23 protein-coding genes and 2 pseudogenes are annotated in these 25,809 nt (G+C 49.9%); 7 read left to right on the forward strand and 18 right to left on the reverse strand.

Going from position 1 to position 25,809, the window contains the following annotated elements; genetic code table 11:
- Nucleotides 1–64 precede the first annotated feature (64 nt).
- From O4H47_RS04525 to O4H47_RS04535, 3 genes are read right to left on the reverse strand one after another with little or no spacing between them, the layout of a single operon-like run.
- Entirely contained in the window at nt 65–1,066 is a 1,002-nt protein-coding gene (locus O4H47_RS04525) for an Hsp33 family molecular chaperone (protein WP_269392747.1), read from the reverse strand.
- Nucleotides 1,066–1,995 (reverse strand): ornithine carbamoyltransferase, encoded by a 930-nt coding sequence (gene argF / locus O4H47_RS04530; RefSeq protein ID WP_269392748.1) that lies wholly within the window; start codon nt 1,993–1,995, stop codon nt 1,066–1,068. The genes O4H47_RS04525 and argF overlap by 1 nt, the downstream gene beginning before the upstream one ends.
- A gap of 51 nt (nt 1,996–2,046) precedes the next feature.
- Nucleotides 2,047–3,225, reverse strand: a complete 1,179-nt coding sequence (locus tag O4H47_RS04535) for an aspartate aminotransferase family protein (RefSeq protein WP_269392749.1) — start codon at nt 3,223–3,225, stop codon at nt 2,047–2,049.
- Between the two features lie 377 nt (nt 3,226–3,602).
- On the opposite strand from O4H47_RS04535, the gene O4H47_RS04540 reads away from it, so the two are divergent.
- The 3 genes from O4H47_RS04540 (at nt 3,603) to O4H47_RS04550 (ending at nt 5,025) form a co-directional block, all read left to right on the forward strand.
- On the forward strand, nt 3,603–4,166 hold the full coding sequence (locus tag O4H47_RS04540) for a GcrA family cell cycle regulator (RefSeq protein ID WP_269392750.1): 564 nt from the start codon (nt 3,603–3,605) through the stop codon (nt 4,164–4,166).
- A 167-nt stretch (nt 4,167–4,333) separates the two neighbouring features.
- Nucleotides 4,334–4,789: a MarR family winged helix-turn-helix transcriptional regulator gene (locus O4H47_RS04545; RefSeq protein WP_269392751.1), complete on the forward strand. Its 456-nt coding sequence runs from the start codon at nt 4,334–4,336 to the stop codon at nt 4,787–4,789.
- 2 nt (nt 4,790–4,791) lie between these two features.
- Nucleotides 4,792–5,025 carry a hypothetical protein gene (locus O4H47_RS04550; protein ID WP_269392752.1) on the forward strand — a complete coding sequence of 78 codons (234 nt, stop codon included), beginning with the start codon at nt 4,792–4,794 and terminating at the stop codon, nt 5,023–5,025.
- A 533-nt stretch (nt 5,026–5,558) separates the two neighbouring features.
- Here O4H47_RS04550 and O4H47_RS04555 read toward each other — a convergent pair.
- A complete protein-coding gene (locus tag O4H47_RS04555; RefSeq protein ID WP_269392753.1) occupies nt 5,559–6,488 on the reverse strand; it encodes a LysR family transcriptional regulator in 930 nt (309 codons plus the stop codon).
- Between the two features lie 126 nt (nt 6,489–6,614).
- Between O4H47_RS04555 and O4H47_RS04560 the strand changes: the two genes are divergently transcribed.
- Nucleotides 6,615–7,238: an FMN-dependent NADH-azoreductase gene (locus tag O4H47_RS04560; protein ID WP_269392754.1), complete on the forward strand. Its 624-nt coding sequence runs from the start codon at nt 6,615–6,617 to the stop codon at nt 7,236–7,238.
- 167 nt (nt 7,239–7,405) lie between these two features.
- Complete coding sequence (locus tag O4H47_RS04565; protein WP_269392755.1) at nt 7,406–7,795, forward strand: VOC family protein; 390 nt, start codon at nt 7,406–7,408, stop codon at nt 7,793–7,795.
- Between the two features lie 74 nt (nt 7,796–7,869).
- On the opposite strand, the gene phoB is transcribed toward O4H47_RS04565, so the two are convergent.
- The 8 genes and pseudogenes from phoB to O4H47_RS04605 form a co-directional block, all read right to left on the reverse strand.
- Nucleotides 7,870–8,571, reverse strand: a complete 702-nt coding sequence (gene phoB, locus O4H47_RS04570) for a phosphate regulon transcriptional regulator PhoB (RefSeq protein ID WP_269392756.1) — start codon at nt 8,569–8,571, stop codon at nt 7,870–7,872.
- A gap of 27 nt (nt 8,572–8,598) precedes the next feature.
- Nucleotides 8,599–9,303: a phosphate signaling complex protein PhoU gene (gene phoU / locus O4H47_RS04575; protein ID WP_269392757.1), complete on the reverse strand. Its 705-nt coding sequence runs from the start codon at nt 9,301–9,303 to the stop codon at nt 8,599–8,601.
- A gap of 23 nt (nt 9,304–9,326) precedes the next feature.
- Nucleotides 9,327–10,133 (reverse strand): phosphate ABC transporter ATP-binding protein PstB, encoded by an 807-nt coding sequence (gene pstB, locus O4H47_RS04580; protein ID WP_269392758.1) that lies wholly within the window; start codon nt 10,131–10,133, stop codon nt 9,327–9,329.
- A 36-nt stretch (nt 10,134–10,169) separates the two neighbouring features.
- A pseudogene (gene pstA, locus O4H47_RS04585) lies at nt 10,170–10,985 on the reverse strand (phosphate ABC transporter permease PstA); the annotation flags it as partial.
- Between the two features lie 534 nt (nt 10,986–11,519).
- Nucleotides 11,520–12,008 (reverse strand): annotated as a pseudogene (locus tag O4H47_RS04590) (DUF3333 domain-containing protein); the annotation flags it as partial.
- On the reverse strand, nt 12,001–13,392 hold the full coding sequence (pstC, locus tag O4H47_RS04595; protein ID WP_269392759.1) for a phosphate ABC transporter permease subunit PstC: 1,392 nt from the start codon (nt 13,390–13,392) through the stop codon (nt 12,001–12,003). The pseudogene O4H47_RS04590 and the gene pstC, both read right to left, overlap by 8 nt.
- An 83-nt stretch (nt 13,393–13,475) precedes the next feature.
- The gene (locus O4H47_RS04600; RefSeq protein WP_269392760.1) at nt 13,476–14,477 is read right to left on the reverse strand and encodes a PstS family phosphate ABC transporter substrate-binding protein; all 1,002 of its coding nucleotides are present in this window, start codon (nt 14,475–14,477) and stop codon (nt 13,476–13,478) included.
- A 231-nt stretch (nt 14,478–14,708) separates the two neighbouring features.
- Nucleotides 14,709–15,995 (reverse strand): sensor histidine kinase, encoded by a 1,287-nt coding sequence (locus O4H47_RS04605; RefSeq protein ID WP_269392761.1) that lies wholly within the window; start codon nt 15,993–15,995, stop codon nt 14,709–14,711.
- Nucleotides 15,996–16,169: 174 nt separating this feature from the next.
- Between O4H47_RS04605 and ppk2 the strand changes: the two genes are divergently transcribed.
- Complete coding sequence (gene ppk2 / locus O4H47_RS04610; protein WP_269392762.1) at nt 16,170–17,030, forward strand: polyphosphate kinase 2; 861 nt, start codon at nt 16,170–16,172, stop codon at nt 17,028–17,030.
- Between the two features lie 8 nt (nt 17,031–17,038).
- Here ppk2 and O4H47_RS04615 read toward each other — a convergent pair whose 3' ends face one another.
- From O4H47_RS04615 to O4H47_RS04630, 4 genes are all read right to left on the reverse strand, one after another.
- A complete protein-coding gene (locus tag O4H47_RS04615; protein ID WP_269392763.1) occupies nt 17,039–17,740 on the reverse strand; it encodes a L,D-transpeptidase in 702 nt (233 codons plus the stop codon).
- 167 nt (nt 17,741–17,907) lie between these two features.
- Nucleotides 17,908–18,705 carry an IclR family transcriptional regulator gene (locus O4H47_RS04620; protein WP_269392764.1) on the reverse strand — a complete coding sequence of 266 codons (798 nt, stop codon included), beginning with the start codon at nt 18,703–18,705 and terminating at the stop codon, nt 17,908–17,910.
- Between the two features lie 3 nt (nt 18,706–18,708).
- Nucleotides 18,709–20,880 (reverse strand): malate synthase G, encoded by a 2,172-nt coding sequence (locus O4H47_RS04625; protein ID WP_269392765.1) that lies wholly within the window; start codon nt 20,878–20,880, stop codon nt 18,709–18,711.
- Nucleotides 20,881–20,965: 85 nt separating this feature from the next.
- Nucleotides 20,966–21,331 (reverse strand): YbaN family protein, encoded by a 366-nt coding sequence (locus O4H47_RS04630; RefSeq protein ID WP_269392766.1) that lies wholly within the window; start codon nt 21,329–21,331, stop codon nt 20,966–20,968.
- 271 nt (nt 21,332–21,602) lie between these two features.
- Here O4H47_RS04630 and O4H47_RS04635 point away from each other — a divergent pair, with 271 nt between their 5' ends.
- Complete coding sequence (locus O4H47_RS04635; RefSeq protein WP_269392767.1) at nt 21,603–22,592, forward strand: DUF4424 family protein; 990 nt, start codon at nt 21,603–21,605, stop codon at nt 22,590–22,592.
- Nucleotides 22,593–22,662: 70 nt separating this feature from the next.
- Here O4H47_RS04635 and O4H47_RS04640 read toward each other — a convergent pair whose 3' ends face one another.
- Together O4H47_RS04640 and O4H47_RS04645 are read right to left on the reverse strand one after the other, a co-directional pair.
- Nucleotides 22,663–25,176, reverse strand: a complete 2,514-nt coding sequence (locus O4H47_RS04640; protein WP_269392768.1) for a methyl-accepting chemotaxis protein — start codon at nt 25,174–25,176, stop codon at nt 22,663–22,665.
- 201 nt (nt 25,177–25,377) lie between these two features.
- Nucleotides 25,378–25,767, reverse strand: coding sequence for a response regulator (locus O4H47_RS04645; RefSeq protein ID WP_269392769.1), 390 nt, complete (start codon nt 25,765–25,767; stop codon nt 25,378–25,380).
- Nucleotides 25,768–25,809 lie beyond the last annotated feature (42 nt).

Consider the following 25,809-nt stretch of genomic DNA (forward strand, 5'->3'; position numbering starts at 1 on the left):
ATCGCCGATGGTGATTACAACAAATGAAACTTTGGAAAGGTTACGGTCGAGCCGGTTGCTTGGATCAGTCTTCGTTTATGCCGAACATGTTCGGATTAAAGAAATATTGTGTTGAGCAGAACTCACAGGTGACTTCGATCTCATCGTCTTTAATCATGGAAACAATGTCGTCTTTAGAGAATTGGGACAACATCAATTCGATTTTGTCTGCATCACAGCCGCATTTTTCCACCATGTCCATTGGCTCAAAAACGCGTACGCCTTGTTCGTGGAACAGGCGGAACAACAAGCGTTCTGAAGATAGATCAGGCTCCACCAGTTCAAGATCGTCAATGGTTTCAACCAAAGCACGCGCTTCAACCCAACTGTTTTCGTCTTCAAAGCTATCGTCAGATGTTTGAGGATTTTCGTGATCGCCATCGCCGGGCAAGTCCGGCATAGTGCGGCCACCATGTTCGGGCAAATGTTGCACCAAAACGCCGCCAGCCCGCCACTGAGGTTGCAGGTCGCCTTTGTTTTGCATTTGCGCAACGGCCAAACGCACCCGCGTTGGAATTTGCTCTGATTGCTGGAAGTAGTTGTGCGCCACCGCTTCAAGGCCCGCACCATCCAAGGCCACAATGCCTTGGTAGCGCGACGTATGTTCACCCTGATCGATGGTCATGGCCAATGTGCCCTTGCCCAACAATTCGGCGGGGGCAAGTTTGCCCTGTTTGGCGGCTTCAGACAAAGCTTGCTCGTCAAAACGCGCATAGCCGCGAATGCCATTTGGGGTTTGTAGGTCCACAACGATCAGATTGACCGGACCATCGGTTTGGGTCTGCAGGATAAAGCGACCTTCAAACTTCAGAGAAGAGCCAATCAATGAAGCCAGAACAACCGCTTCACCCAACACGCGCGCAACGGGTGTTGGGTAATTGTGGCGGCGCAATATCTGATCGATCGCTTCGCCAAGACGCACAGAACGCCCGCGAATGTCCAATGCCTCAACAGCAAATGGCAGCACCGTATCATCGCCACTTTCTGGGCGATCAAGGCCGACTGCCTTCATAAATTCTTCGCTCATTAGAGCTCCTCAATTCCAAATACCCAAGCCAATACTGCTTTTTGCGCATGCAGACGGTTTTCTGCTTCGTCAAAAACAACTGACTGAGGGCCATCCATTACCCCTGAGGTGACTTCGTCACCACGGTGGGCGGGCAAACAATGCATAAACAAAGCATCTGGCTTTGCTTTTGCCATAAGTTCTTCGGTTACCCGATAGTCCGCAAGGTTTTCGCGGCGAATATTTGCATCCAAATCGCCCATCGATACCCAAGTATCTGTAATGACCAAATCAACGTCTTTGATCGCTTCTGCTGGATCACGCAATACTTTGATGCGACCATTTGCATTGGCGATGTCTGCCTGCATGCCTTGATCAGGGCTATATTGTTCGGGACATGCAATATTCAAGGTGCAGCCCAAAATATCCGCCGCATGCACCCAAGAAGCGAGCACATTGTTGCTGTCGCCAAGCCATGCGATTTTGATGCCGTCAACGGGGCCACGGTGCTCTTCATACGTCATAATGTCCGCCATGATTTGGCACGGATGCGACATGCGTGTGAGACCATTGATGACGGGAATAGAACCTGCACTAGCAAGCTCTAACAAATCATCATGGTTGAGCAAGCGGATCATAATTGCATCCACATAGCGCGACATGACGCGAGCGGTGTCGGCGATGGTTTCGTCGCGCGACAATTGCATTTCTTGGCCGGTCAGCATCAAGGTCTGACCACCCAATTGGCGCATGCCCACATCAAAAGAAACGCGGGTGCGGGTGCTCTCGCGATCAAAAATCATCGCCAGGATTTTGCCCTTAAGCAAAGGGGTTTCTTCGCCTGCTTTGAGCTTAGTTTTAATCGCGGTGGCGAGATCTAGGATTTTACGAAGTTCTTCTTTTGAGAAGTCTTTGATATCTAGAAAATGTCTTACTGCTGTCGTTGTCATAACGACCGTCCTCTTCAATGAACTGAAACTTGAAACTGAATTTTGGGGTACTTATGCGGAAACGCTGGCCAAAGATTTAAGACCAGCGTCCAATCGTCGGACCGCCTCGTCAATTTCGTCTTTGGTGACGATGAGCGGTGGCAACATGCGCACAACATTGTCGCCTGCCCCAACACTCAATAGCTTGGCGTTACGCAATGCAGCTACAACGTCGCCAACAGGCGGCGCAACCTTGATGCCAACCATGAGACCCTTTGCGCGAATTTCGACGATCAAATCTGGGTACTTTTGCGCCAGTTGCTGCAAATTCCAGGCCAGATATTTGCCCATTTCTTGCACATGATCCAGAAAGCCTTCTTCGGACACTCGATCCAAAACAGCATTGCCGACTGTACATGCCAGTGGGTTGCCGCCATAGGTAGAGCCATGGGTGCCCGGCACCATTGCATTGCCCACCTTTTCGGTGGCCAAACATGCGCCAAGTGGAAAACCACCGCCGATGCCTTTGGCCAAAGCCATAATGTCTGGCTCAATATCTGCCCATTCATAGGCAAACATTTTGCCCGTGCGGCCATAACCGCACTGGATTTCGTCCAAAATCAGCAAAAGACCGTGCTCATCACAAAGCGCACGCACTTCACGCAAAAAATCTGCGTCCAGAATATTGATACCGCTTTCGCCTTGGATTGGCTCAAACAAGATGGCAGCACTATTTGGGGTGATTGCCTTTTTGAGCGCTTCCAAATCGCCGCGTGGCACTTGCACAAAGCCACCCGCTTTAGGGCCAAAGCCTTCAAGGTAGGTAGGGTTACCCCCAGCGGCGATGGTGCCCAATGTCCGGCCGTGAAATGCACCTTCCATGGTGATGATCTCAAACCGGTCCGGCTCGCCTTTGTCATAAAAATAACGACGCGCCGTTTTCATGGCGCATTCAACAGCTTCAGCGCCTGAATTGGTGAAAAACACCATATCGGCAAAGCTGATATCTACGAGGCGTTGCGCCAGTTTTTCTTGTTCTGGAATGGTGAAAACATTGCCCACATGCCATAGCTTTTCGGCCTGATTTTTGATGGCATTGACCACGTGCGGGTCTGCGTGCCCCACTACATTAACGGCGATGCCGCCCGCAAAATCGAAATACTCGTCGCCAGTTGTTGAGAATAGTCGGACGCCCTCGCCCCTTTCAAAGGCGATTTCAGATCGGGCATAATTCCTATATAAAGCCGACATTTTTCTTTCCTATTGGACCGTGCACCCTTTTTGGTGCGCCACGAGTTATACATATTGTGAAACAAGAAGACGTGCCCGTTGATCACGATGCACGCCTTATTGGTGTTGTTTATGCCTTTTGTTGGGGCGATTTGTCAATCTGACAAGCCATTGGTCACGTCTTGGTGACCAATCGGCAAAAAATTATCAATTTTTTAAGAGGATAAGTTTGTCTGCCCCTTGTCTTTGATTCAGCCGATCCGGTAAAGTGGCGAAAGTAGGGGCACGACATGTCGTGTGGCGGACCTACAAAATATACGATGGATGGTATTGTTGCCAAATTCTCTTTTTTGGCAGGGTATCGGTTTGCATCTTGGCCCTATTTGCGGAGGATCTTCATGGCGTGGACTGATGAACGCGTAGCTACTTTGAAAAAACTATGGATGGAAGGTCTTAGCGCTAGCCAAATTGCAGGTGAGTTGGGCGAAGGCGTGACCCGAAATGCGGTTATCGGCAAAGTGCACCGTTTGAAATTGTCTGGTCGGGCGAAGCCCGCTGCGTCAGCACCTCGTGCGCGCAAGCCAAGAGCAACCTCTGCGGCACCTTCAGCACCAAGAAGGCCCGCTTCAACTGGCGGTTCGGTGAGTGGCAGCACAACAAGTGCGCCCCGTCGTCGCTCAGCGGTTCATGCGCCCGTTTCTGGCGCAAACGCTTTGCAGATGAACACCGAAGTTGATGCAAATGTGGCGCTTGCCACGGCGCAAGAAGCAGAGATCTTTATCCCCGAAGAAGAGCGCGTGAGCCTAATGCAGTTGAATGAAACAACCTGCAAATGGCCTATTGGCGACCCTTTGAATGACGACTTCCACTTTTGTGGTCGCAATTCTGATGAAGGCAAACCCTATTGCGAGTTTCACTCCAAGCGCGCTTACCACACGCTGGATCGCCGCAAGCGCAGTTAAGCCTGCAAGCGTAAGCGTTTGAGATTTTAAAGAGCCGTCCTTTTGGGGCGGTTTTTTGTTTTGTCGCGTTTCTTATGGAAAATCTCAATCTCCCGCTGCGTTCTCCTTTTAAGAAAATAACTTCCTTCGGGATTTACGAACGAACTTGCGCTGATTAGCGTCGGCGCATGGATGAAAAACCAAATATAGCTTTCGCCCAAGCATTCGAATTGCTTTACAGAGATTTCTACGCGCTCGCCATGCGCCGCGTGCGCGACAAGCGACAAAGATTGTCGCCGTCTAGCGTCGGGTTTTTAAATCATCTTGCCATTACTGGGCCGATGACATTGGCCGAACTTACAGTTCATTTTGATCGTGCGCCATCCACGCTTAGCGAGATGGTTAGCCACATGGAAGCCAAGGGTTTGGTTGAAAAGCAAAAAGACCCAAGTGATGGCCGTCGGTCGATGATCTGGCTAACGCAAACTGGTCAAACAGCACTGCGCGAGGCGCAAACTGTTTTAGATATCGATCAATTGGCACTGGCGAGCGCCCGGCTTGAGCCGCAAGATCAAGAAACACTACTCAAGCTTTTGAACGTATTTCGAAACGAATTGTCAAATAAACCAAATGAGGAGGACTAAAGATGAGTGAACACAAATGCCAAAGTTGCGGCATGCCGATTGAAACGGGCACATATTGCGCGCATTGCGTGGATGAAAATGGCCAATTACAGGATTTTGACACGCGCTTTGCTCGCATGGTGCACTGGCAGATGAACAAGGGCTCGCCCAAGGAACAAGCTGAGCAAGAGACACTTGAACACATGGCAACAATGCCCGCTTGGAAAGACCACCCCAGAGTGAGAAGCGCCAGATAGAGCCTTCAGGTTCTCGCCCGTCGGTGCGAAGGCAAGAAAACAGAGTTTGGCTTAAGATTTTTGCCGCCTGTGCAACATTTGTATTTACAAAATCCAAAAAAAGTTCATTGGATATTGGTGAGTGAGCGCAATGGCGCGCTCAAGTCTGATTTGACTTGAGCCAAAACTCAACAGCATACCCAAACTAACGACAAGTGTTGGAAAACCAACATTGGCCGAACACAGCCATAACAAACGCAATTCAGCGTTTGAATGGGTAACCCGCAACGAGAAATCTTTCATACTCTAAAGAGGCCCGTTGCACTGCCAAAAGAGAAATTCAATGTCTAAAGGCGACAAGAGCCGCGGCAATAAAGAAGCCAAAAAGCCAAAAAAAGAGAAGCCAAGAGTTTTAGCTACAGCCAATTCTAATGCCGGCAAACCGCTAAACATCAACGCGGGAAAAAAGTCAAAATAACACGTTCATGGGCCGGTGAAATGCCGGCCCATGTTTGGGCTTGTCTGGTTGCGTGTCTCTTAAAAGCGGGATTTGCCTAGGTCTTGCTCATCGCCGCAATTGAGCGATCCCAGCTGGGTTCTGTTGTCAACGTTTTAGCAATATAGTCGATCAGAGCCCTTACTCTTTTTGGCAAAGTGCGATTTGGCGCATAGACGGCGTAAGCGGCATTATTTGACCATGTGTGATCTTGAAACAGTGGCACCAGCGCGCCAGCAGCAATAGAACGATAAGCAATAAATGTGGGTTCCAAAATTACCCCTAGCCCAACTTCTGCCGCCATGAGCACCATCTCACCGTTGTTGACCGCCATTCGCCCGTTTGCTTTCACCGCCCCTTTGCTGCCATCGGGTCGGACAAATGGCCATGCGGTTTTGCTGCGGGTTGAGCGATAGGTAAGCGCGGGCATTTTTGCCATATCTTCGGGTATATTTGGCCATCCATATTTGTCTAAAAGCGATGGGGCGGCGCAGGGAAAGTGCCGAATGGGTGTGAGGCGTTTCGCCTTCAAACTACTGTCTGCCAATTGGCCAATACGAATGGCCAGATCATATCCCTCGCCAACAAGATCAACCTGCCTATCGTTTAGATCCAGCTCAATATTCAGCTCGGGGTGCAGGGCCATAAAATCAAACAATATGCGGCCAAGGTGCAACGTCGAGAACGTAACAGGTGCGGCCAAACGAATGCGCCCGGACAAGACAGAAGAACCCTCAAGAACCGACAAATCTGCTTCACGAATATCTGCAATAATCTGACGAGAGCGCATCAAATAATCCTCACCAGCCGCCGTGAAACTGATGCTTCGCGTGGTGCGCAGGACCAATGTTGTGCCAAGACGCCGTTCAAGATCCTTCAGTCGTCGACTGACTGCTGACAAAGCGATATTCATCGACCGCGCAGCGCCTGTTAAGCTTTCTGCATCAGCAATGGCAACCAGCGCATTCATTTCATCAAGATGGCTCATATTCTTCTCGTAATCGCAATAATATATTCAGAAATTCTACTATTATTGCTTCAATGTAAAGCTGATATCCCTTGTTTCTCACTTCATGAAGCCTTTGCGGGCCGGACATGACAAAAGGAACGACGTATGATTAAGAAACTAAATATCCTTCGCATTGACAGCAGCGCAATGGGCCATAAGGGGCAGTCGTCGCAGCTAACGACGCGCATAATTGAAACCCTGAGCGCTAATCAAATGGTCGCCAGTGTTGAGACCCGCGACCTAAACGATAGCCTGCCGCACCTTGATCAAAACTGGGTCATGGCGAACAACACGCCAGAAGAAGAACGGACAGCCACTCAAAAAGATGCGCTCTTACTTTCGGACGTGCTGGTTGATGAAATTGGGGCCGCTGACCTGCTGGTTATCGGTGTCTCACTGTATAATTTTGCGGTACCCGCAAGTTTGAAAGCTTGGATTGATCTGGTCTGTAGAGTTCGCAAAACCTTTGCTTATGGTGAAAACGGGCCTCAAGGTCTGATGACGGGCAAAAAGGCTATCGTCACTTTCTCGTCAGGCGGCACGCCGTTTGGCTCGGACATTGATTTTGCCAGCGACTATATGCGGCATATTCTGGGGTTTATCGGCATCAGTGACGTCGAGTTTGTTGTCGCCGAGCAGCATTTCATGGTCTCTGACGCCATTGAAAAGGCAAATGGTTCCGCCGATGCATTGGTGGCGACACTTACTGCGCAACATCTGGCGGCATGACCTAAAGTCCGCGCAACCTGGTCAACGAAAGGTTGCGCGGCACCTCCCCAATTTACCATCAGTCAATGTCATCTAACCAAGAATTTTCATGTGCTGACGTCGAAGTGGTTGATTGACTTGAAATCACGGTCCTGCACAATGGGTTGAGCCAATTGGGGGACTGAGCAATGAAAATCTATATCACGAGCGTATTTGTTGACGACCAGGAAAAGGCGGCAAGGTTTTACTGCGATATTCTTGGGTTCAAAATCAAACATGACATCCCTTTAGGTGAATACCGTTGGCTAACAGTTTCTCAAACTGGCGCAGATGATGAAGTTGAATTGTTGCTCGAACCAAGCGTTCACCATGCAGTTGCGCCATATCGGTCTGCACTTATTGCGGACGGCATACCCTTGGCGTCATTTCAAGTTGACGACTTGGTGGCTGAGCACAAACGTCTTGATGGTCTGGGCGTCGTCTTCACCCAACCTGTTACAGATGCTGGCGAATACAAAATGGCAACGTTTGACGACACATGTGGCAACCTTATTCAGCTGATTGAGATGGTCAAATAGGTACCGTCCAAGTTTCGCCCGATGTGGCCTTTGGACGAAATTGCTCGGTATCGTTTGGACATGTTGGAAGCCGTTTAACTCGCCACCGCAAATTTTTCGTCAAAGGCATAGCCCGCGCCGCGCACGGTGCGGATGGGGTCTTTGACCCGGCCACGGTTGATGGCTTTGCGTAAACGACCTACGTGCACGTCAACGGTTCGTTCGTCCACATAAACATCGTGCCCCCAAACACCATCCAACAATTGCTCGCGGCTATAAACACGCCCCGGGCTTTGCATAAGATATTCGAGCAAGCGATATTCGGTTGGGCCCAAGTGCACTTCTTTGCCTGAACGGGACACCCTGTGGGTCTGGCGATCCAATTCGATATCGCCAGATTTAAGGGCGTTGGACAAAAGACTTGGGTTGGCGCGGCGCAAATGGGCTTTTACCCGGGCCAAAAGCTCGGGCACTGAGAATGGTTTAACCACATAATCGTCAGCGCCGGTCGCCAAACCACGTATACGCTCTTCCTCTTCGCCGCGTGCTGTCATCATGATGATGGGCACCCGCGATGTTTCATCTTTGGTGCGCCAGCGGCGGCACAGTTCAATACCTGAAAGACCCGGCAGCATCCAATCCAGCAGGATCAAATCGGGCATTTCTTCGCGCATTTGCAAACTGGCTTCGTCACCACTTTCAACTGTGGCGACGCGATAGCCCTCAGCTTCAAGATTATAACGCAGCATAATTGCAAGGTCTGCTTCGTCTTCAACGATCAGGATGAAGGGAGCCATTGGCGTATATTCCGTCTAATTGAAAGGTTAGTTCAGCTGAACTTTGCCAGATTCAATATCGTAATAAAGGTTCTCACCGGTCTTTAGATAATAGGCCGCTTCAGCGATGTTGGTCGCGTGGTCCCCTGCCCGTTCCAAGTTTTTGGCACAGAACAAAAGATGGGTGCAATCGGTGATGTTACGTGGGTCTTCCATCATGTAGGTCAGGAATTCGCGGAACAGTGAAATGTAAAGCGCATCCACCTCATCATCGCGGCGGCAAACGTCTAGCGCGATGTTTGCGTCGCGCAGCGTAAAGCTATCGAGCGAGCGCTTGATTTGCGCCAACGCCAAATCTGACATATGGCGGATGCCATTATAGAGCTGCTTGGAAACACGCTGGCTGTCGATATGCTTCACACGGCGGGCCAAGTTTTTAGCAATATCGCCGATACGTTCCAAATCGTTGGCCACGTGAATGGCCGAAACAATGTGGCGCAAATCTCCGGCCATTGGCTGACGACGGGCGATCATTGATACCGCTTTTTCATCGATATAGCGCTGCATATCATCAACCGCTTTATCGGCTTTTGCCGTTTGCTTGGCCAAGTCATGATCGACCCGGATTAGCGCCTGTGTGGCATTGGTAATTGCTACTTCCACCATGCCACCCATTTCAGAAATGGCGCGGGTAAGTGCTGTTAGTTCGTCCTCATATGAGGATACAATATGTTCGTTCGATGCGTTGGCCATGAAATCGCCCTTTCGCCGCTAAATTACCCGATCCGACCGGTAATATAATCTTGAGTTTTCTTGTGATGCGGATTTGTAAAAATCTGCTCTGTCGGACCTTCCTCGATCAATTTACCGAGGTGGAAAAATGCTGTTTTTTGACTGACGCGCGCTGCTTGCTGCATGGAGTGCGTCACAATAACAATTGTGAAGTTTTCGCGCAGTTCGTCAATCAATTCTTCAATGATCGCCGTCGCGATCGGATCAAGCGCTGAACAAGGCTCGTCCATCAACAAAACTTCGGGCTTAGTCGCAATGGCGCGCGCAATGCACAATCGCTGTTGCTGTCCACCTGAAAGGCTGGTGCCGGGTTGATCAAGACGGTCTTTAACTTCTTGCCACAAACCCGCACGACGCAATGAAGAGGTAACCAGCTCATCCAACTCGTCTTTTGACCGGGTCATGCCGTGAATGCGTGGGCCGTAAGCCACGTTTTCATAAATCGACTTGGGGAAAGGGTTTGGCTTTTGAAACACCATCCCGACACGGGCACGCAATTCAACCACGTCGATCGCTTTGTCGTAAATGTCCTGGCCATCAAGCGTGATCTCGCCGGACACATTGCAAATATCGATGGTGTCATTCATCCGATTTAGGCAGCGCAAAAATGTGGATTTGCCGCAGCCCGAAGGGCCGATTAGCGAAATCACTTGGTTGGCCACAATGTCCAAATCTACATCGAACAAAGCCTGTTTTTCACCATAATGCACACAGACCTTTTGGCCGGACATTTTGATGGTTTCTTTGCCAGTTTGCACGTTGGTGTGCAGAATATCAGTCGCTACACTCATTTGAGGTCCTATCAGAATTTGGTGGCACAGCTGGGACTACCAGCGGCGCTCAAATCGTTTACGCAGCACAACTGCAATGGCATTCATCGCAATCAAGAACGCAAGCAGCACAATAATAGCGGCTGATGTGCGTTGCTGAAAAGCGGGTTCAGGGAAATCTGCCCACATGAAAATTTGAACGGGCAACACGGTTGATGGGTCGCTAAAGCCACCGGGCACATCAACCACAAAGGCCACCATGCCGATCATCAAGAGCGGCGCTGTTTCGCCCAAAGCTTGCGCCATTCCAATGATCGTACCCGTCAGAATGCCCGGCATGGCCAAGGGCAATACGTGGTGCGTTACCGTTTGCAAGCGCGATGCACCAATACCAAGCGCAGCTTCGCGAATAGATGGGGGCACCGCCCGCAAGGCTGCACGTGAGGCGATAATGATTGTTGGCAAGGTCATCAACGCCAACACCATACCACCAACATAGGGCGCTGATCGGTCGAGTTGGAAGAAATTGAGGAACACAGCCAAACCCAGCAAACCAAACACAATCGAAGGTACGGCGGCAAGGTTATTGATGTTCACCTCAATAATGGTTGTCCAACGGTTTCTTGGCGCGAATTCTTCCAAATAGATTGCGGCGGCCACGCCCAATGGAAACGAAAGAGCCAAAGTAACAATCAGCGTCAGTGCCGACCCAACAGCAGCCCCCAATACACCCGCCATCTCAGGCTCGCGGCTGGCACCACGGGTGAAGAAGATCGTGTTAAGGCCCGAGCGCACATAGCCGCGTTCTACAAGCTTGTCGGTCCAAACGATCTCTTGGTCAGAAAACTTGCGGTTGGCTTCTACCACCTGCAATGTGCGCAATTTCCAGGTACCTGTTGGCGCTTCCGAAATCTCTTCTTGCAACGCAAAGTATGGTGTTGCCATGGCCGTCTTTGGCGTGATTGAGGTGAGTTTTAAAACCCCGCCTGCAACATACAAAAGGCTTGATGGCATTTCGCCGGTTAGGGTTTCGCCAAGACCTTTGTTGGCAACCCGCTCTTCTAGCTCAGTGGCGTCTTCTTCCAAAGTAGTAAGACGCTTAAGCAGCAATGCGAGGTCGTTTTGGGTTTTCGCCAAAGTGGCTTCCAGCCGCTCTTTGACAACCGTGTCGGTTTCACTTGGAATACGTTCTTCCAAAACAGTTATTTCGCCTTCGAGCTTCGCTTTCGAGCGCAAAACACCTGCCTGCTCATTGCGCATTGCTGCTACTCGAACGGCTAAACGGTCTTTTGCTTTGGCCAAGGCTTTCGCAAAAACCGGTTCATCAGCGATCAAACGATATTCATCATCCAGCAGCTCAATCTTTAGGTTTGCGGCACCATCCACAATTGCTCCAGATGTGATCTGGCCCTTAAGATAAAGGTCTGCAAAATCCGAGATCGGCACCTCAAGCGCTTTGCCCGAGGTTATAACAGATGGATCATCCAAAATTTGCTGGCGCAGATAGACAGGCGCCCCTGAAGACAAAATGCTGCCAAGCGCGCGTTTGCCGCCGCGCGAGGTTACATCGGGGAACTGCGCGCGAATGGCATCGCGGATAATGCCATCGTAATTGGCTTTCTTCAGCCCATCTTCGTCGCTGCCGTCAGTGCCCAATTTTGCCGCCGTGACCTCAAAAGGCAAGCTGACAAAATTGAATGTAAACGCTGGCAGCCCTTGGCTAACCACCGATGAAAGCAGCAGAACCAAAAAAGCAACCGACACACCAATCGCCGCGCGACCGATCCATTTGAAGTTGCCCTCTGCGCGATAGCGTTTTGCTAGCCGCTCGCGAGCTTCATCGGATGTGTGAACAGATGAAATTTGCTGCAAATCGCCGCCTGTCAAATCAGTCATATTGCTCTCGATATTTCTGGATGACGCGCAAGGCGACAATATTTAGCATCAATGTTACGCAGAACAACACCAACCCCAATGCAAATGCCGCCAGTGTTTTTGCGCTATCAAATTCTTGGTCACCGACCAAAAGCGTTACAATTTGCACGGTTACTGTGGTCACAGCTTCCAATGGATTTGCAGTAAGATTGGCTGAAAGGCCTGCTGCCATAACCACAATCATGGTTTCGCCAATGGCGCGCGAAATGGCCAACATCAGCGCGGACACAATACCGGGCAACGCGGCGGGCAAAATCACCCGACGGATGGTTTCAGATTTTGTGGCGCCAAGACCTGCAGAGCCATCACGCAAGCTTTGAGGCACAGAATTAATCACGTCGTCGGACAAGGAAGAAACGAACGGAATAATCATGATCCCCATGACCAAACCGGCGGCCAAAGCGCTTTCTGAAGAAACTGACAACCCAATAGACTCGCCTGAGTTGCGCAGGAATGGAGCGACGGTAAGGGCGGCAAAAAACCCGTAAACAACGGTTGGAATACCCGCCAAAATTTCAAGCATTGGCTTTGCAATGGCGCGCACGTTTGGCGTGGCATAGTCCGACAAATAAATTGCAGACATCAGCCCAACTGGTGCCGCGACCAAAATTGCAATTGTGGTGATGAGCAAGGTACCGGCAAAAATTGGGATGGCACCAAAAACCTCTGAATTACGGTGTGCGGTGTCCGAACCAACACCTTCGAAGGCGCTTTGCGGGCTCCAATGGGTGCCGAACAAAAACTCAAAGAACGGCACTTTCTGGAAAAAATTGATACTTTCGAAAATCAGCGAAAGCACAATGCCTAGGGTCGTAAGGATAGCGACGCCTGAGGCCGCGATCAAAGCAAATGAGACCGCTCTTTCGACGAATTGGCGCGCACGCAAGTCGGTGCGAATTTGACGCCAAGCCAAATAGCCGCCGCCAACAATCAAAGCCGCCAAGACAAGCTGCAGGATCAACGTGGTCGACGCAAAAAAGGCGCTGTAGCCTTCAATTGCTTTGTTTTGCAGTGATGAGACATCGCCGATTTGCTGGCTTTGCGAAAGACCAAATGCCGAGCGCAAAAACGCGCCTTGTTCCAATTCGCTTAAAGCATTGAATTCTTCACCGAGCAGCGCTGAAACCGAAGCGTCAGCAAAATACCGCGAAAAGATTGTCCAACCAAGTAAAACGAAAACCGCTGGCAACATGCCGCTGATGACAACCATGCCGCCATGGAAGGCGGGGTTGGAGTGCAAAATTGTTGCATCCCCATTTGTTACAGCAAATGCGCGGCTGCGACCTGCGTAGTACAATCCGCCAACGGCGACAATTACGGCCAATAAGGTGAGCCAAATTTGCACAGCGTGCCCCCAAAACTCTTGCTCGGTTAGAGCTTAAGACACCGCCCCGCACGAAGGTGGGGCGGTGTCAATTTCAAAGATATTTACATCTTTTGTGCAGCGACGAGACCTTCGACGTCTGCTTTAAATTTAGCACGATCAGCTTCTGGAAGCGGGATCAGGCCTTTTTCTGTCAGGTAACCTTCGTCACCCCATGTGTTTTCATTTGTGAATTCTGCAGCATATTCCATGATGCCTGGAACAACACCAACGTGCTCTTTTTTGATGTAGAAGTACAAAGAGCGTGACACTGGGTAGTCGCCATCTGCAATTGCGTCAAATGTCGGCTCAACGCCATCAACATTTGCGCCTTTGATTTTGTCAGCGTTCTGATCAAGGAATGAGAAACCAAAGATGCCAAATGCAGCTGGGTTTGCTTCAAGCTTTTGCACGATCAGATTGTCGTTTTCGCCCGCATCGATGAATGCACCGTCTTCGCGAATTTCAGAACAAGCGTCTTCTTCGATGCCTTCTTGACAAGCTTCTTCCATCACCAGCTCAACAAACGCGTCGCGTGTGCCTGATGTTGGTGGTGGGCCAAGCACTTCGATCGGCTCAGCTGGTAGAGAAGGATCAATTTCTGACCATGACGTGTAAGGATTGGCAACAACTGCGCCATCAACCACAACATTTTTGGCCAAAGCCATGAAGATCTGTTCACGGGAAATGGTCATTGAAGGGCCAGATTTTGCATTTGAAAGCACGATGCCATCAAAACCAACCTTAACTTCAACCGGCGTTACGCCATTGTCGTTACATTTGTCGATTTCTTTGTTTTTGATGCGACGTGATGCGTTTGTTATATCTGGAGTGCCTTCACCAACACCTTCACAGAAAAGTTTCAAGCCACCGCCTGAACCGGTTGATTCAACAACTGGTGTTGGGAAGTCTGTTGTTTGACCAAAACGCTCAGCAACCGCTGTTGCGAATGGGAATACGGTTGAAGAACCAACGATTGAGATTTGGTCGCGCGCTTGTGCGCCGGTAGCTGCCAATGAGCTAGCAACAAGGATTGCTGCTGCGCTTGCAAAATGGGCGAATTTCATGATGTCTGCCTTTCAAAGCTCACATTCGAAACGTCAATTGTTAGCCGGTACTTTGTTGCTCATCAGGCTTCGTGTTTGCCTAACTAGCTGTCCGGACTGGGCGCACAATATGGCTGCGACCCAATTGTTTTATGTCACTTAAATGACAATTAGATGACAGTTCAACGTGTTGATTTAAAAGGCAAATTTTAGCTATTTGTTAGATTGGATGCACAATATATCTCGATTGTGTCACGAAAGATGCAGACTCACCTTGGTTCCTTTGCCGACTTCTGAGAAGATATGCAGGTCTCCACGATGGCGGGTGATGATATGTTTGACGATCGCCAAGCCAAGGCCCGTCCCTTTTTTACGGCGGGAAGATTCTGCGTCCACGCGATAAAAGCGCTCTGTTAAACGGGGCACGTGTTCGGCGGGTATGCCTTGCCCATAATCTATAACATCGACAACGATTTTATGGTTTGTGTGCTGCGAACAGCTACGCAGCTTAACATCCACTTTTTTGCCTGCCGCACCATATTTGATCGCATTCTCGATCAGATTGGTCATGACTTGCATTAACTCGTTGCGGTCACCCGTAATTGTTGCGTCATCAAGTTCATTGATGAAGTTGATTTCCACTTTTTCTTCACCGGCTTGAGGGTGCAGATGTTCAATTGCTTCTTTTGCGATCGCGCCCATATCAGCCTTAGTTGTTGGCCGCATATGTTGGCGCAGCTCAATGCGAGAGAGCGATAATAGATCGTCGATCAATCGTGACATGCGCTCTGCCTGAGCATGCATAATGGACATGAACTTTTCGCGCGCTGCGGCATCATTGGCTGCTGGGCCGCGCAAAGTGTCCAAAAAACCAATCAATGAGGTCAACGGGGTACGCAATTCATGACTGGCGTTGGCGACAAAATCTGCGCGCATTTGATCATGCTTACGTTGAGCGGTTTGGCTGACAATGGTTACAACCAACAATTCGGAACGCTTGGTGGGGCCAACCTTTGCATTTTTCGGCTCTAACGGCGTCACCGACACTTGATACCAGTTTGCGGAAGGCACTGTTTCGTGGAACTCCCCCGTGACCCGACTATCGGTCTTTATTGCCTGATCAATTGTATTGAGCAAAATCGGGTTGCGCAGAGAAAAGGCCAGCGGATCCCCCACCGATGAGGCAGGAAACTCGCTTGTGGCAGCACTATTTCGATAACGAAGGATCGCCCGACGATCCACAATCAAGCATGGATCTGGCAAAGCTTGGGCAAAACGCTTTAAGGAGGTGTCAGGCCAAACAGTTGATTTGTCTTTGCTTGGCAAATCTGCGCGCATAAGGCGTGCACGGCGGGGCACTACAATCGCTGCGAGAAAAATCAGGAGAAAAGCCAGCAATGCATCGGCAAATGCAAGCTTGCCGGTTAAATAGAGGCTTCCAAATACCAATACGCAGGTGATCAGCACCCAGCGCGCAGCATAAAACCGATCTCGCCACCGCTGAATTTCGCTAGGGTTTTCGATAGTCGTTGACCTCATGACCTTTAAATCCGCAATCCATAACATTGTGAATGAACAGATATATTGCACCTGAAACAACAATCGATAACGGAACTGTATGAAATTGATGCGACAGGTGTTTGACTTTGTTTTCAAAGCTATAGCACTATTCACTTTCTTGATCTAGCAATCCGAAATGAAAGCGCTAAATTTATGGCCGACAGTTCTATCCCATTTGATCTGGATAATCCCCAACTCTCAGCAGAAATTGAAGCTGGCGCGTTTGAAAGCGGCAATTATCCTTACAAGAAAAAGCTCAAGACCAAAGAATATGAAGAAACGCTCTTAGCGTTGCAGATCGAGCTGGTGAAGCTTCAAAGCCACTTGAGCGCGCATGGTGGTCGTGTGGCGGCACTGTTTGAGGGGCGCGATGCGGCCGGAAAAGGCGGCTCAATCCGTCGATATTTGAACTATCTCAACCCGCGGCAAAACCGCACCATCGCCTTGTCTAAGCCCACCGAAAGAGAACAGGGCCAGTGGTATTTTCAAAGATACGCCAAACATTTGCCCACCAGCGGCGAACAAGTCCTATTTGATAGATCATGGTACAATCGCGCTGTTGTTGAGCCGGTTATGGGCTTTTGCACGCCAGAACAAACCGAAAAGTTTCTAACCGAAACACCGCAGTTTGAGCGCATGATTGTTGATGAGGGCATTTATTTCTTCAAGTTTTGGCTGAACATTGGCCAAAAAATGCAATGGAAACGTTTCCACGCGCGGCGGCATGACCCGCTTAAGCAATGGAAACTAAGCCCGATAGATCGCAAAGCTTTGGGAATGTGGGGAGAATATAGCGAAGCGCGGGACCGTATGCTTGATCGAACCGACAGCAATCACGCCCCATGGACAATCATACGCGCAAATGACAAACGGCGCGCGCGCATTGCGATTATTCAAAAGGTGCTCTCAACAATCGAATATAAGGGTCGCAACGATAAGCTGGTGTTCGATATCGACCCCGATATCGTACAAAGTGCGGCAACATTTTTAAAACATCACCGCACCGACGAATAGGCGCTTGCCTAGGCGAGCGTATCTAGTGAAAAGCGGTTATCTGGAATGACCAAGATCGGAGAGCCATTTGGCACCCGTTCAAACAAGTCAACGATATCGTGGTTGGTCAACCGGATACAACCTGAAGAGGCAGCGGTGCCAATTGTCCACCATTCTGGTGAGCCGTGGACACGGTAAAGTGTGTCGCGGCCGCCTTGGTAGATATACAATGCACGAGCGCCTAGTGGATTTTCCAGCCCTGGTGGTTGACCCTTTGCCCATTTTTCAAGTTCGGGTACACGCTCAATCATCTCGCGTGGCGGTGTCCAGGTTGGCCAACGACGCTTCATCTGAATGGTGGCACGGCCTGACCATGTGAAACCTTGTTTGCCCACACCAATGCCAACACGCAATGCCTGCTTGTCCTGCAATGTGAGGTACAAAAATCGATTTGGTGTATCCACCACCAATGTGCCAGGCAGCTCGCCAAATGGGTCGTCTACAACCTGACGCCAAAACTGGCGGTCAATGCGGTTTCCCGGAATTGCGGGGATTGTAAACTCTCCGTCTTCGATAGCGGCATAGCGCATCAAATCGGCTCTTGCTTGTTCACGGAAACTGGCCGCGCGCAGTTGCGCGGTCCCAGCTGTGCCACATGCGGCAAGCAATGGGGCAGCGGCAGCGCTGGCACCCAGCATTAAGAATTGTCGGCGATTGAATGGTTTAATCATAGCACACAAAATCTTTTGGACCGGAAACAGGTGCTCCCAAGTCGATTAATCAAGTTGTTCATCCCATAACTCAAAATCGGCGCATTTCATACAGCGTTTTGGCAACAGTGCTCATTTTTAAGCGTGCAGTTCAACAATTTTTCGTGAAACCTATTTGGCACTCCCCGTCAGCTTTTGGGTTGAATACCGCCGATTTGATCCGTTATCACACTAGCCGCTTGAACAACAAAGGCTGCCAGCTCTTCAACCCTAGCACCGGTGACGCGCACTGCTGGGCCAGAAATCGATACCGCAAAAATGGGTTCCCCAAATTCATCGAATATGGGCGCGCCGATGCAGCGTAAGCCCACGGATTGCTCTTCATCATCAATGGCATAACCGCGGGAGCGAACCATTTCTAAATCGGCGACCAGCGCTGCTTTGGTGGCATGGGTTTTCTGCGTGAGGGGTTCAAACGTCAATGCCTTAAGGGCGAGTTCGCGTTCTTGGGTGTTGGTATAGGCGAGAATGGCTTTGCCGACTGCGCTGGCGTGCAATGGCCCACGCGCGCCCAACGGCACCGCCATACGCATGGCTTCATTGCATTCAATTTGTGCCACAAACGTCAGCGTGCTGTTTTTTAGGACAGCAAGGTTTGACGTTTCACCGGTTTGTTCAACCAATTGGCGCATGATTTGGCGGGCGGTCGCAATATGGTCGCGGCGGCGCAAATAGCCAGCCCCTGCCCGGAAGGCCGCCAATCCTACAAACCAGCGGCTATTATCTTGTTCAAAGTTGACGAAATCAAGCGCTTGGAGGCTCGATAGCAAACGGTGCGCGGTTGAAGGTGCAAGCTGCGCCAGCGGTGCAATCTCCGCCAGCGACAGGCCATCTGGATGTTCAGCCAAAATCTGCAACAAGCCCAGCGCGCGGTTTAGAGACTGCACACTGCCTTTGGCTTGGTCGGTTTTTGTGGGCTCAGCCATTGTTTAGGCGGCGGCTTTTGCTTGTTTACGACGCTGATGCAAAATCGGCTCCGTGTAACCGCTGGGCTGATTAACACCTTCAAACACCAAATCACAAGCGGCAGCGAAGGCAATCGAGCCGTCAAAGTCATCTGCCATGGGTCGATAGCCTGGATCGCCCGCGTTTTGCTGGTCGACAATGGCGGCCATCTTTTTCATCGCAGCCATTACTTGGTCTTTAGAAACCAAGCCATGTTCAAGCCAATTGGCAATATGTTGTGAAGATATCCGCAAGGTGGCGCGATCTTCCATAAGGCCAACATCATGGATATCGGGCACTTTTGAACAACCCACTCCGCTATCGATCCAGCGCACTACGTAGCCAAGAATGCCCTGGGCATTGTTTTCGACTTCTGCCGTTACCTCGTCGGTTGACAGGTTTTTGCCGGCCAAGAGCGGCGGTGTCAAAATGTCGGTCAAATCCGCCTTGGGACGTGCCGATAATTCGGTTTGGCGATCAAAGACATTGAACTGATGATAATGCATGGCGTGCAAGGTCGCCGCCGTAGGTGAAGGTACCCATGCGCAATTTGCTCCGGCCTCAAGGTGTTCGATCTTGGTCTCAATCATTTTTGCCATTTCATCTGGCATGGCCCACATGCCTTTACCGATTTGGGCTTTGCCGGAAAAACCAGTTTCTAGACCATTATCCACGTTCCAATTTTCATAGGCGCTTAGCCATGGCTGCGCTTTGATGGTTGCTTTTGGCAAAACGGGTCCGGCTTGCATGGAGGTGTGAATTTCATCGCCTGTGCGGTCTAAAAACCCCGTGTTGATGAAAACGATCCGGTCTTTGACGGCACGAATACATTCTTTCAGATTGACCGTTGTGCGACGTTCTTCATCCATCACGCCAATTTTGACGGTGTTGCGGGCCAGCCCCAATTCGTCTTCGACCATATTGAATAGGTCATTGGCCAATTGCACTTCTTCAGGACCGTGCATTTTCGGCTTTACGATATATATCGATCCGCTGCGTGAATTGCGTTGGCCCTGTGTCTTTTTGAGGTCGTGCATGGCACACAAAACCGTCATCAAAGCGTCGAGCATACCTTCAGGCACTTCATTGCCATCTTTGTCCAAAACCGCATCAATTGTCATCAGATGACCAACATTACGCACCAACAAAAGGCTGCGACCGGGCAAAGTGATATTGTCGCCAGCGGTGGCGGTAAACATAAGGTCGGGGTTTAGCGCCCGGGTCATGGTTTTGCCGCCCTTGCTGAATTTGGCGGTAAGATCGCCTTTCATCAGCCCAAGCCAGTTTGCATAAACCTCGGCTTTATCTTCTGCATCCACAGCAGCGACTGAATCTTCGCAATCTTGAATAGCGGTCAGCGCGGATTCAACGTTCACATCTTTTACACCAGCACGGCTTTGGCTACCGATTGGATCAGCGGGATCAATGATGATTTCAAGGTGAAGGCCGTTGTTTTTCAGCAAAATGCCAAGTGCATTATTGTTGGTACGTGTGCCGATGAATTGGTGCGGATCTTTTAGACCCACCGTTTGATCGGATGTTGTTTTGGCGGCGAGTTGATTGTCTACAACTTCATACTTCACGACGTCGGCATGGTTTGCCCCAGCAAGCGGTGCGGCTTGGTCCAAAAAGGCAGCGGCTGCGGCAATTACCGCATCTCCGCGTTTGGCATTGTAAGATTTTCCCGGCGCGAGGTCGCCTTCTTGAGCGATCGCATTTGTGCCATAATAGGCGTCGTAAAGGCTGCCCCAGCGTGCGTTGGCCGCGTTCAGCGCAAATCGCGCGTTCATAACCGGCACCACCAATTGGGGGCCAGCCACCGTAGCGATTTCTGAATCAACATTTTGGGTGTTGATTTTAAAGTCATCCCCCTCCGGCACCAGATAGCCAATATCTTTCAGAAAAGCCTGATATTCGTTCTGGTCGATGGGTTTGCCTGCACTTTCTTTGTGCCACGCATCTATTTTTTTCTGCAGTTCCTCGCGGAATGCCAATAGCGCTTTGTTGCGCGGTGCTAGGGTGTTTAAGATTTTTGAGAATGAGGCCCAAACTTGTTCTGACGTAAGTGGCAAACCATCTAGCATTTGGTTTTCGACCAAATCCACAAGGGGCTTTGCAACTCTTATATCTGAGAACGGGGTGTAGGTTTCGGCCATCGGTATTCTCCTATTTGCTTGGTCAGGAGAATAGCGAAAAATCTTGCCTTGTCAAGAAAATGGAATGCCATTCCATAATATGGAATTAGTGCGATGGTCTGGTCAAAAGGAATGTCGCCACCGCGCCAAGGGTTACCACCTGGATGATGATGACGTGTGTTGGCACACCAAATGCAAAGCTAATGCCCAATACGGCTAACATTGACCCAACGGCGATCCATTTCACCCGGGGCGCAATGACGCCGCGTTGGTTCCAATCTCGAATGGGACCACCAAATTGGGGATGATTGACCAACCAATCATGCAGGCGTTCAGAACTGCGTGCAAAGCAAAACACGGCCAGCAACATAAATGGAGTTGTGGGTAAAAGGGGCAAGAAGGCGCCGATAAAACCCAGGACCGTACTGAGCAATCCAACAGCTAGCCACAGGGTTCTTTTCAAAGATTTCATCGCACCAACTTTCAGTTCGGGGGGCACAAATGGGGCATTTGCACACAAATTTCAATTGCCTCTTGCAAATCAATTTTAATATGATTATAAAAATCATGTTAATAGCACGATGTCACCTGCCTTAATGACATCTGAGATCGGGCCCACTCCCCCTTTCCTTTCGTGGGCTTGAGAATGCGTCCGGCCAATAGGCCGGACGCCCCTCTTTTTGACCTCCATCATTCCGCGCCTCCCCTTTTTCTGACACGGTACGGCAACAATGGAGGAAGCAATGAGACGATATTTCGCATTTTGGGCTGCTCTATTCTGCGTCACGGCAGCGCCTGTTGCAGTTGCAAACGATAGCTCTGCCAAGATTTCCGCTGGCGGCATTGTGTTGGAAAAGACTGACAGTGTGCGCATGAACAGTGAAGACCTTTACATAAGCAAGGACTTGGTGAAGGTGCACTATGTCTATGAGAACATTACAAACGACACGCAAGACCTAACGGTTGCCTTCCCCTTGCCGCCAATAAGGGCCGAGGACGTTTATGACACCTATCCCGAGTTTTCCGACCGAACAAAATTCATCGACTTTGAGACAAAGGTAGATGGCAAACTGATAGAACCGCGCGAAATCGTTGTGATCAAATCAAACGATGGCCGCAACGTAACGGATTTCTTCCGCACAAAAGGCTTGCCGCTTGCCCCGTTTGACGATTTTTGGAGTTTTGAATTTGACAATAATTTCGACGACGTAAAAATCATCACTCTGACTGAGGATATGCGCGCCGAAGGCTTATTGATCAAAGATGAAAAGGGATATGATCGGCGCGCGTGGACGACACAAATCTATTATGTTTGGCAGCATCAGTTTGAACCGGGCAAACAGGTCTTGGTGGATCACAAATATACGCCCATCGCTGGTGGCCAGTTCTTTTTGGGTGACGTGACCTATGACGGTTGGAGTTTTAAAGAAAGCTTTCAGAAGGAATATTGCGCAAGCGAAGGCGAATGGGGAGCTCTTGAGAGAATTGCCGCGCAAACTCAAACGCCGCTGATTAGTGAAGTGGGCTACATTTTAAAAACCGGAAACAATTGGGCTGGACCTATCGCACATTTTCGGCTGACCATCGACAAGTCTGATCCACGCAACATCGTCACCTTATGTTGGGACGGCGATCTGAAAAAGATTGCGCCGACCCTTTTTCAATTTGAAGCAAAAGATTTTGTGCCGAACCAAGACATCTCAATGGCTGTTACACAGGGATGGATGGAATAGCATTTGGCTATAAACAAAAAAGGCGGCTTAAAGGCCGCCTTTTTTACTAAACAGGTTACAGATTGCGAGCCTAGAATTCTTTCCACTCTGCATCAGTATCCACAGCGGCATTGCCATTTGAAATATAAGACCTTGCCACAGATGCCACTTTGTCTTGCAATGCTTTGATACCGCGCGCGGGCTGCTCCACCGGCGCGCTTTGCGCTGGCGGTGCAGAACGTCTTGCTGCATTGTCAGTAACAAAAACATCAACAATGCGATCGAGTTCGTTGGCCTGGATTTCAGTCTGTTCAATGGCGGCGTTTGTTTCTTCCACCAGAGCCGCGTTGCGTTGTGTCATCTCGTCCATTTCGGCAATCGACATGGAAATGTCATTGATTGAACTCGATTGTTCTTTGCTCTCACGCGCGATCTCATCCATCAATGCGGTAACGCCGCGAACCGAATCCACAATGCCATCAAGGTTTTGCGAAGCTTGGGCAACCAATTTTGTGCCACTATCAACTTCTGATCCTGATTGCTCGATCAACACTTTAACTTCAGAAGATGCTTCTGCAGCAGATTGTGCCAACCGTCGCACTTCAACCGCCACAACCGCAAAGCCTTTACCCGCTTCGCCGGCGCGTGCCGCTTCAACAGAAGCGTTAAGTGCCAACAAATTGGTTTGGAATGCGATGTCGTCGATCATACCAATGATGTCTGAAATCTTAGCCGAAGAGGCTGTGATACGTTGCATGGCTTCGTTTGCTTCGCTCATCACTTGGCCACCACGCTCGGCTACCGTGCGCGCTTCATTGGCTGAAACCTGCGCTTTTTGCGCCCGTTCTGTATTGTCGCGAACTGTTTCTGCAAGCTGTTCGGTCGAGGCTGAAGTCTCTTCAATCGACGCGGCCTGACGCGTTGTGCGCTCAGACAAATCGTTTGCGCCTGAGAGGATTTCTCCTGTTGCCGTTTTTAGGCCACGCGATGTGGTGCGCAACTTGCCAACCACATCCGTAAGTTGCTCACCAACTCGGTTTGTATCGTCTTGTAGCTTTTTGAAGGCACCTTTGTAATTGCCTTCCATCCGCTTTGTCAGATCCGTGTTTGCAAGAGCTGCCAAAACTTGGCCAGTTTCACTAACACCACGATCAACAGTTTCAACCAAATTGTTGACGCCGCTTGCTAGGCGATTAAGTTCTTCATCCGGAAATTCTGCTTGCACACGTTGAGAGAAATCGCCGTCCACTGCTGCATCGACAACTGCGCCAAAGGCATTTTGCAGCTCTTCCATCATATTGCGGCGCTCGACACCCCGACGTTGTGTGGCTTCTTTTTCTTCTTCGGTCATTTGAAGAACTTTGATGCCATTTTCACGGAAAATTTCTACCGCACGTGCCATTTCACCAAGCTCATCGCCACGGTCAGAGCCACGCACTTCAACATCCAAATCACCGTCCGCCAAGTCGCGCATGGTGTTGGTTAGATTGGAGATATTGCCCGTGATGGAGCGAGAGAAGAACAGACCAACCAACATAGCCAACAGCATAGTGCCGCCACCAACCATCAGCATCATGTTGCGCATATCATCCACTGGTTTGTGAAGCGCTGCAAAGCTTTCCACTGCAACCATTGCCCATTTCACATCTGCAAATTGGACAGGCACAGCTTCAATGTGCATTTTCTGATCGCGATAAACACTGGAGATCCCTTGAGCCGGTTCACCTTCAATTGCCGTTTTAATCGCATCTGCCTCAAAACTCGTCACGAACTGATCTGGCTCTTCGGTGAAGCTGGAATCGACGCGCAACATGCCGTCTGCGCCGACCAACAAGGTTTCACCTGTCTCGCCGAGCCCTTTTTTGAACCCAACAAAGTTCGCGATCGTGTCAATTGGCACACCAAACGCAAGCACACCTGCTATGTTGCCTTTGGCATCAACAACCTTGGCGCCAATAAAGCTAGCCGCTTCGTCGCTATATGCAGCATAGGGCGCAAAGTCACTAAAGGCGACTTCGCCATCCGGCAGCTCCAACGCCTTTTTGTATAATGAATCCAGAGGGCTATTCGCTTCGATTCTGGTAGCAAAATCGTTCTTTTTGAATACTGAGTATGCGATGACACCATCGGCACTGATCAGCAGAATGTCTTTGTAACCGGCGTTAACAGCCTGTGTCGCTAGGCTTGGATGAATGCGAGAATGTGCGAAATCATAATTGGTGAACTGTTTGGCGGTATTTGCCAAATGGCGCTCGTTTTCGGCGTGGGGGTTGTTCGTTATAAACCCTTCTTGCAAAAACGCAGTGGGTTCTTTGTCTGCCTGTTCCCAGGTGCTGCGCAATTCGCCAAGCGTTCCGCCAAGAGCGGTGTCGCCAGCGGTTTTCAGCAAGTCAGCCTTCATGTTTTCCAGCAACTCAGTCATAGACTGCGCCCGAATAGAAGCGATGGTAGACAGACGTTGCTCTGCCATTTTGTTCACGGTATCTTCGCTTACGCTGTAACTGACAAGACCAACACCTAACCCAACAAACAAAGCCGCTCCCACCAACATCATTGGTAGCTTTTGCGAAATCTTGATCGTCGGTAGCTTTAAGAATTTAAACATTGAGCTTATCTCCGCCCTCGAACTTGCATTTGTGACTTTTAGCGTCGTTCACGCCAATTCGTTCAAACGCATTACCCCCGAGCGCTCGAACTATTCTTTTGGTTACCAAGTCTACAACGAAACATCTGAATCAATTCTAAATAGAAAAGCCCCTTTGCCGAGGCAAAGGGGCTCAAAATTGGTACTTAATTGGACTATAACTTAGCTCAGAGCGCCAATTACTGCTTCAATCTTCTTTTTCATCGTGCCAGCATCGAAGGGCTTGATCACATAATTGTTCACGCCACAACTGATCGCTTCTTTTACTTGCTCTTTATCACCACGGCCCGTGGCCATGATAAATGGCATGGAAGACGTACGCGGATGTTTTCTGATCACTTTCAAAAGTGTCAGTCCATCAACGTCGTCCATATTCCAGTCTGAAATGATCAGGTCGACATTGGCAGATTCGAGCTTCATTAGCGCATCGCGCCCTGACTTGGCCTCGACAACGTTCTTGAACCCAAGTTGATTCAAGATAAACTTACAAATACCGCGCATGGATTGTTGATCGTCAACAATCAAAACGCACATCGAACTTGCTTTGGGCATTAGCTGATGCCTCTGGTTTGAGGATTCATATGATTCACTTTA

Origin of the sequence: Maritalea porphyrae (assembly GCF_027213965.1) — a bacterium.
GTDB classification, from domain to species: Bacteria; Pseudomonadota; Alphaproteobacteria; order Rhizobiales; family Devosiaceae; genus Maritalea; species Maritalea porphyrae_A.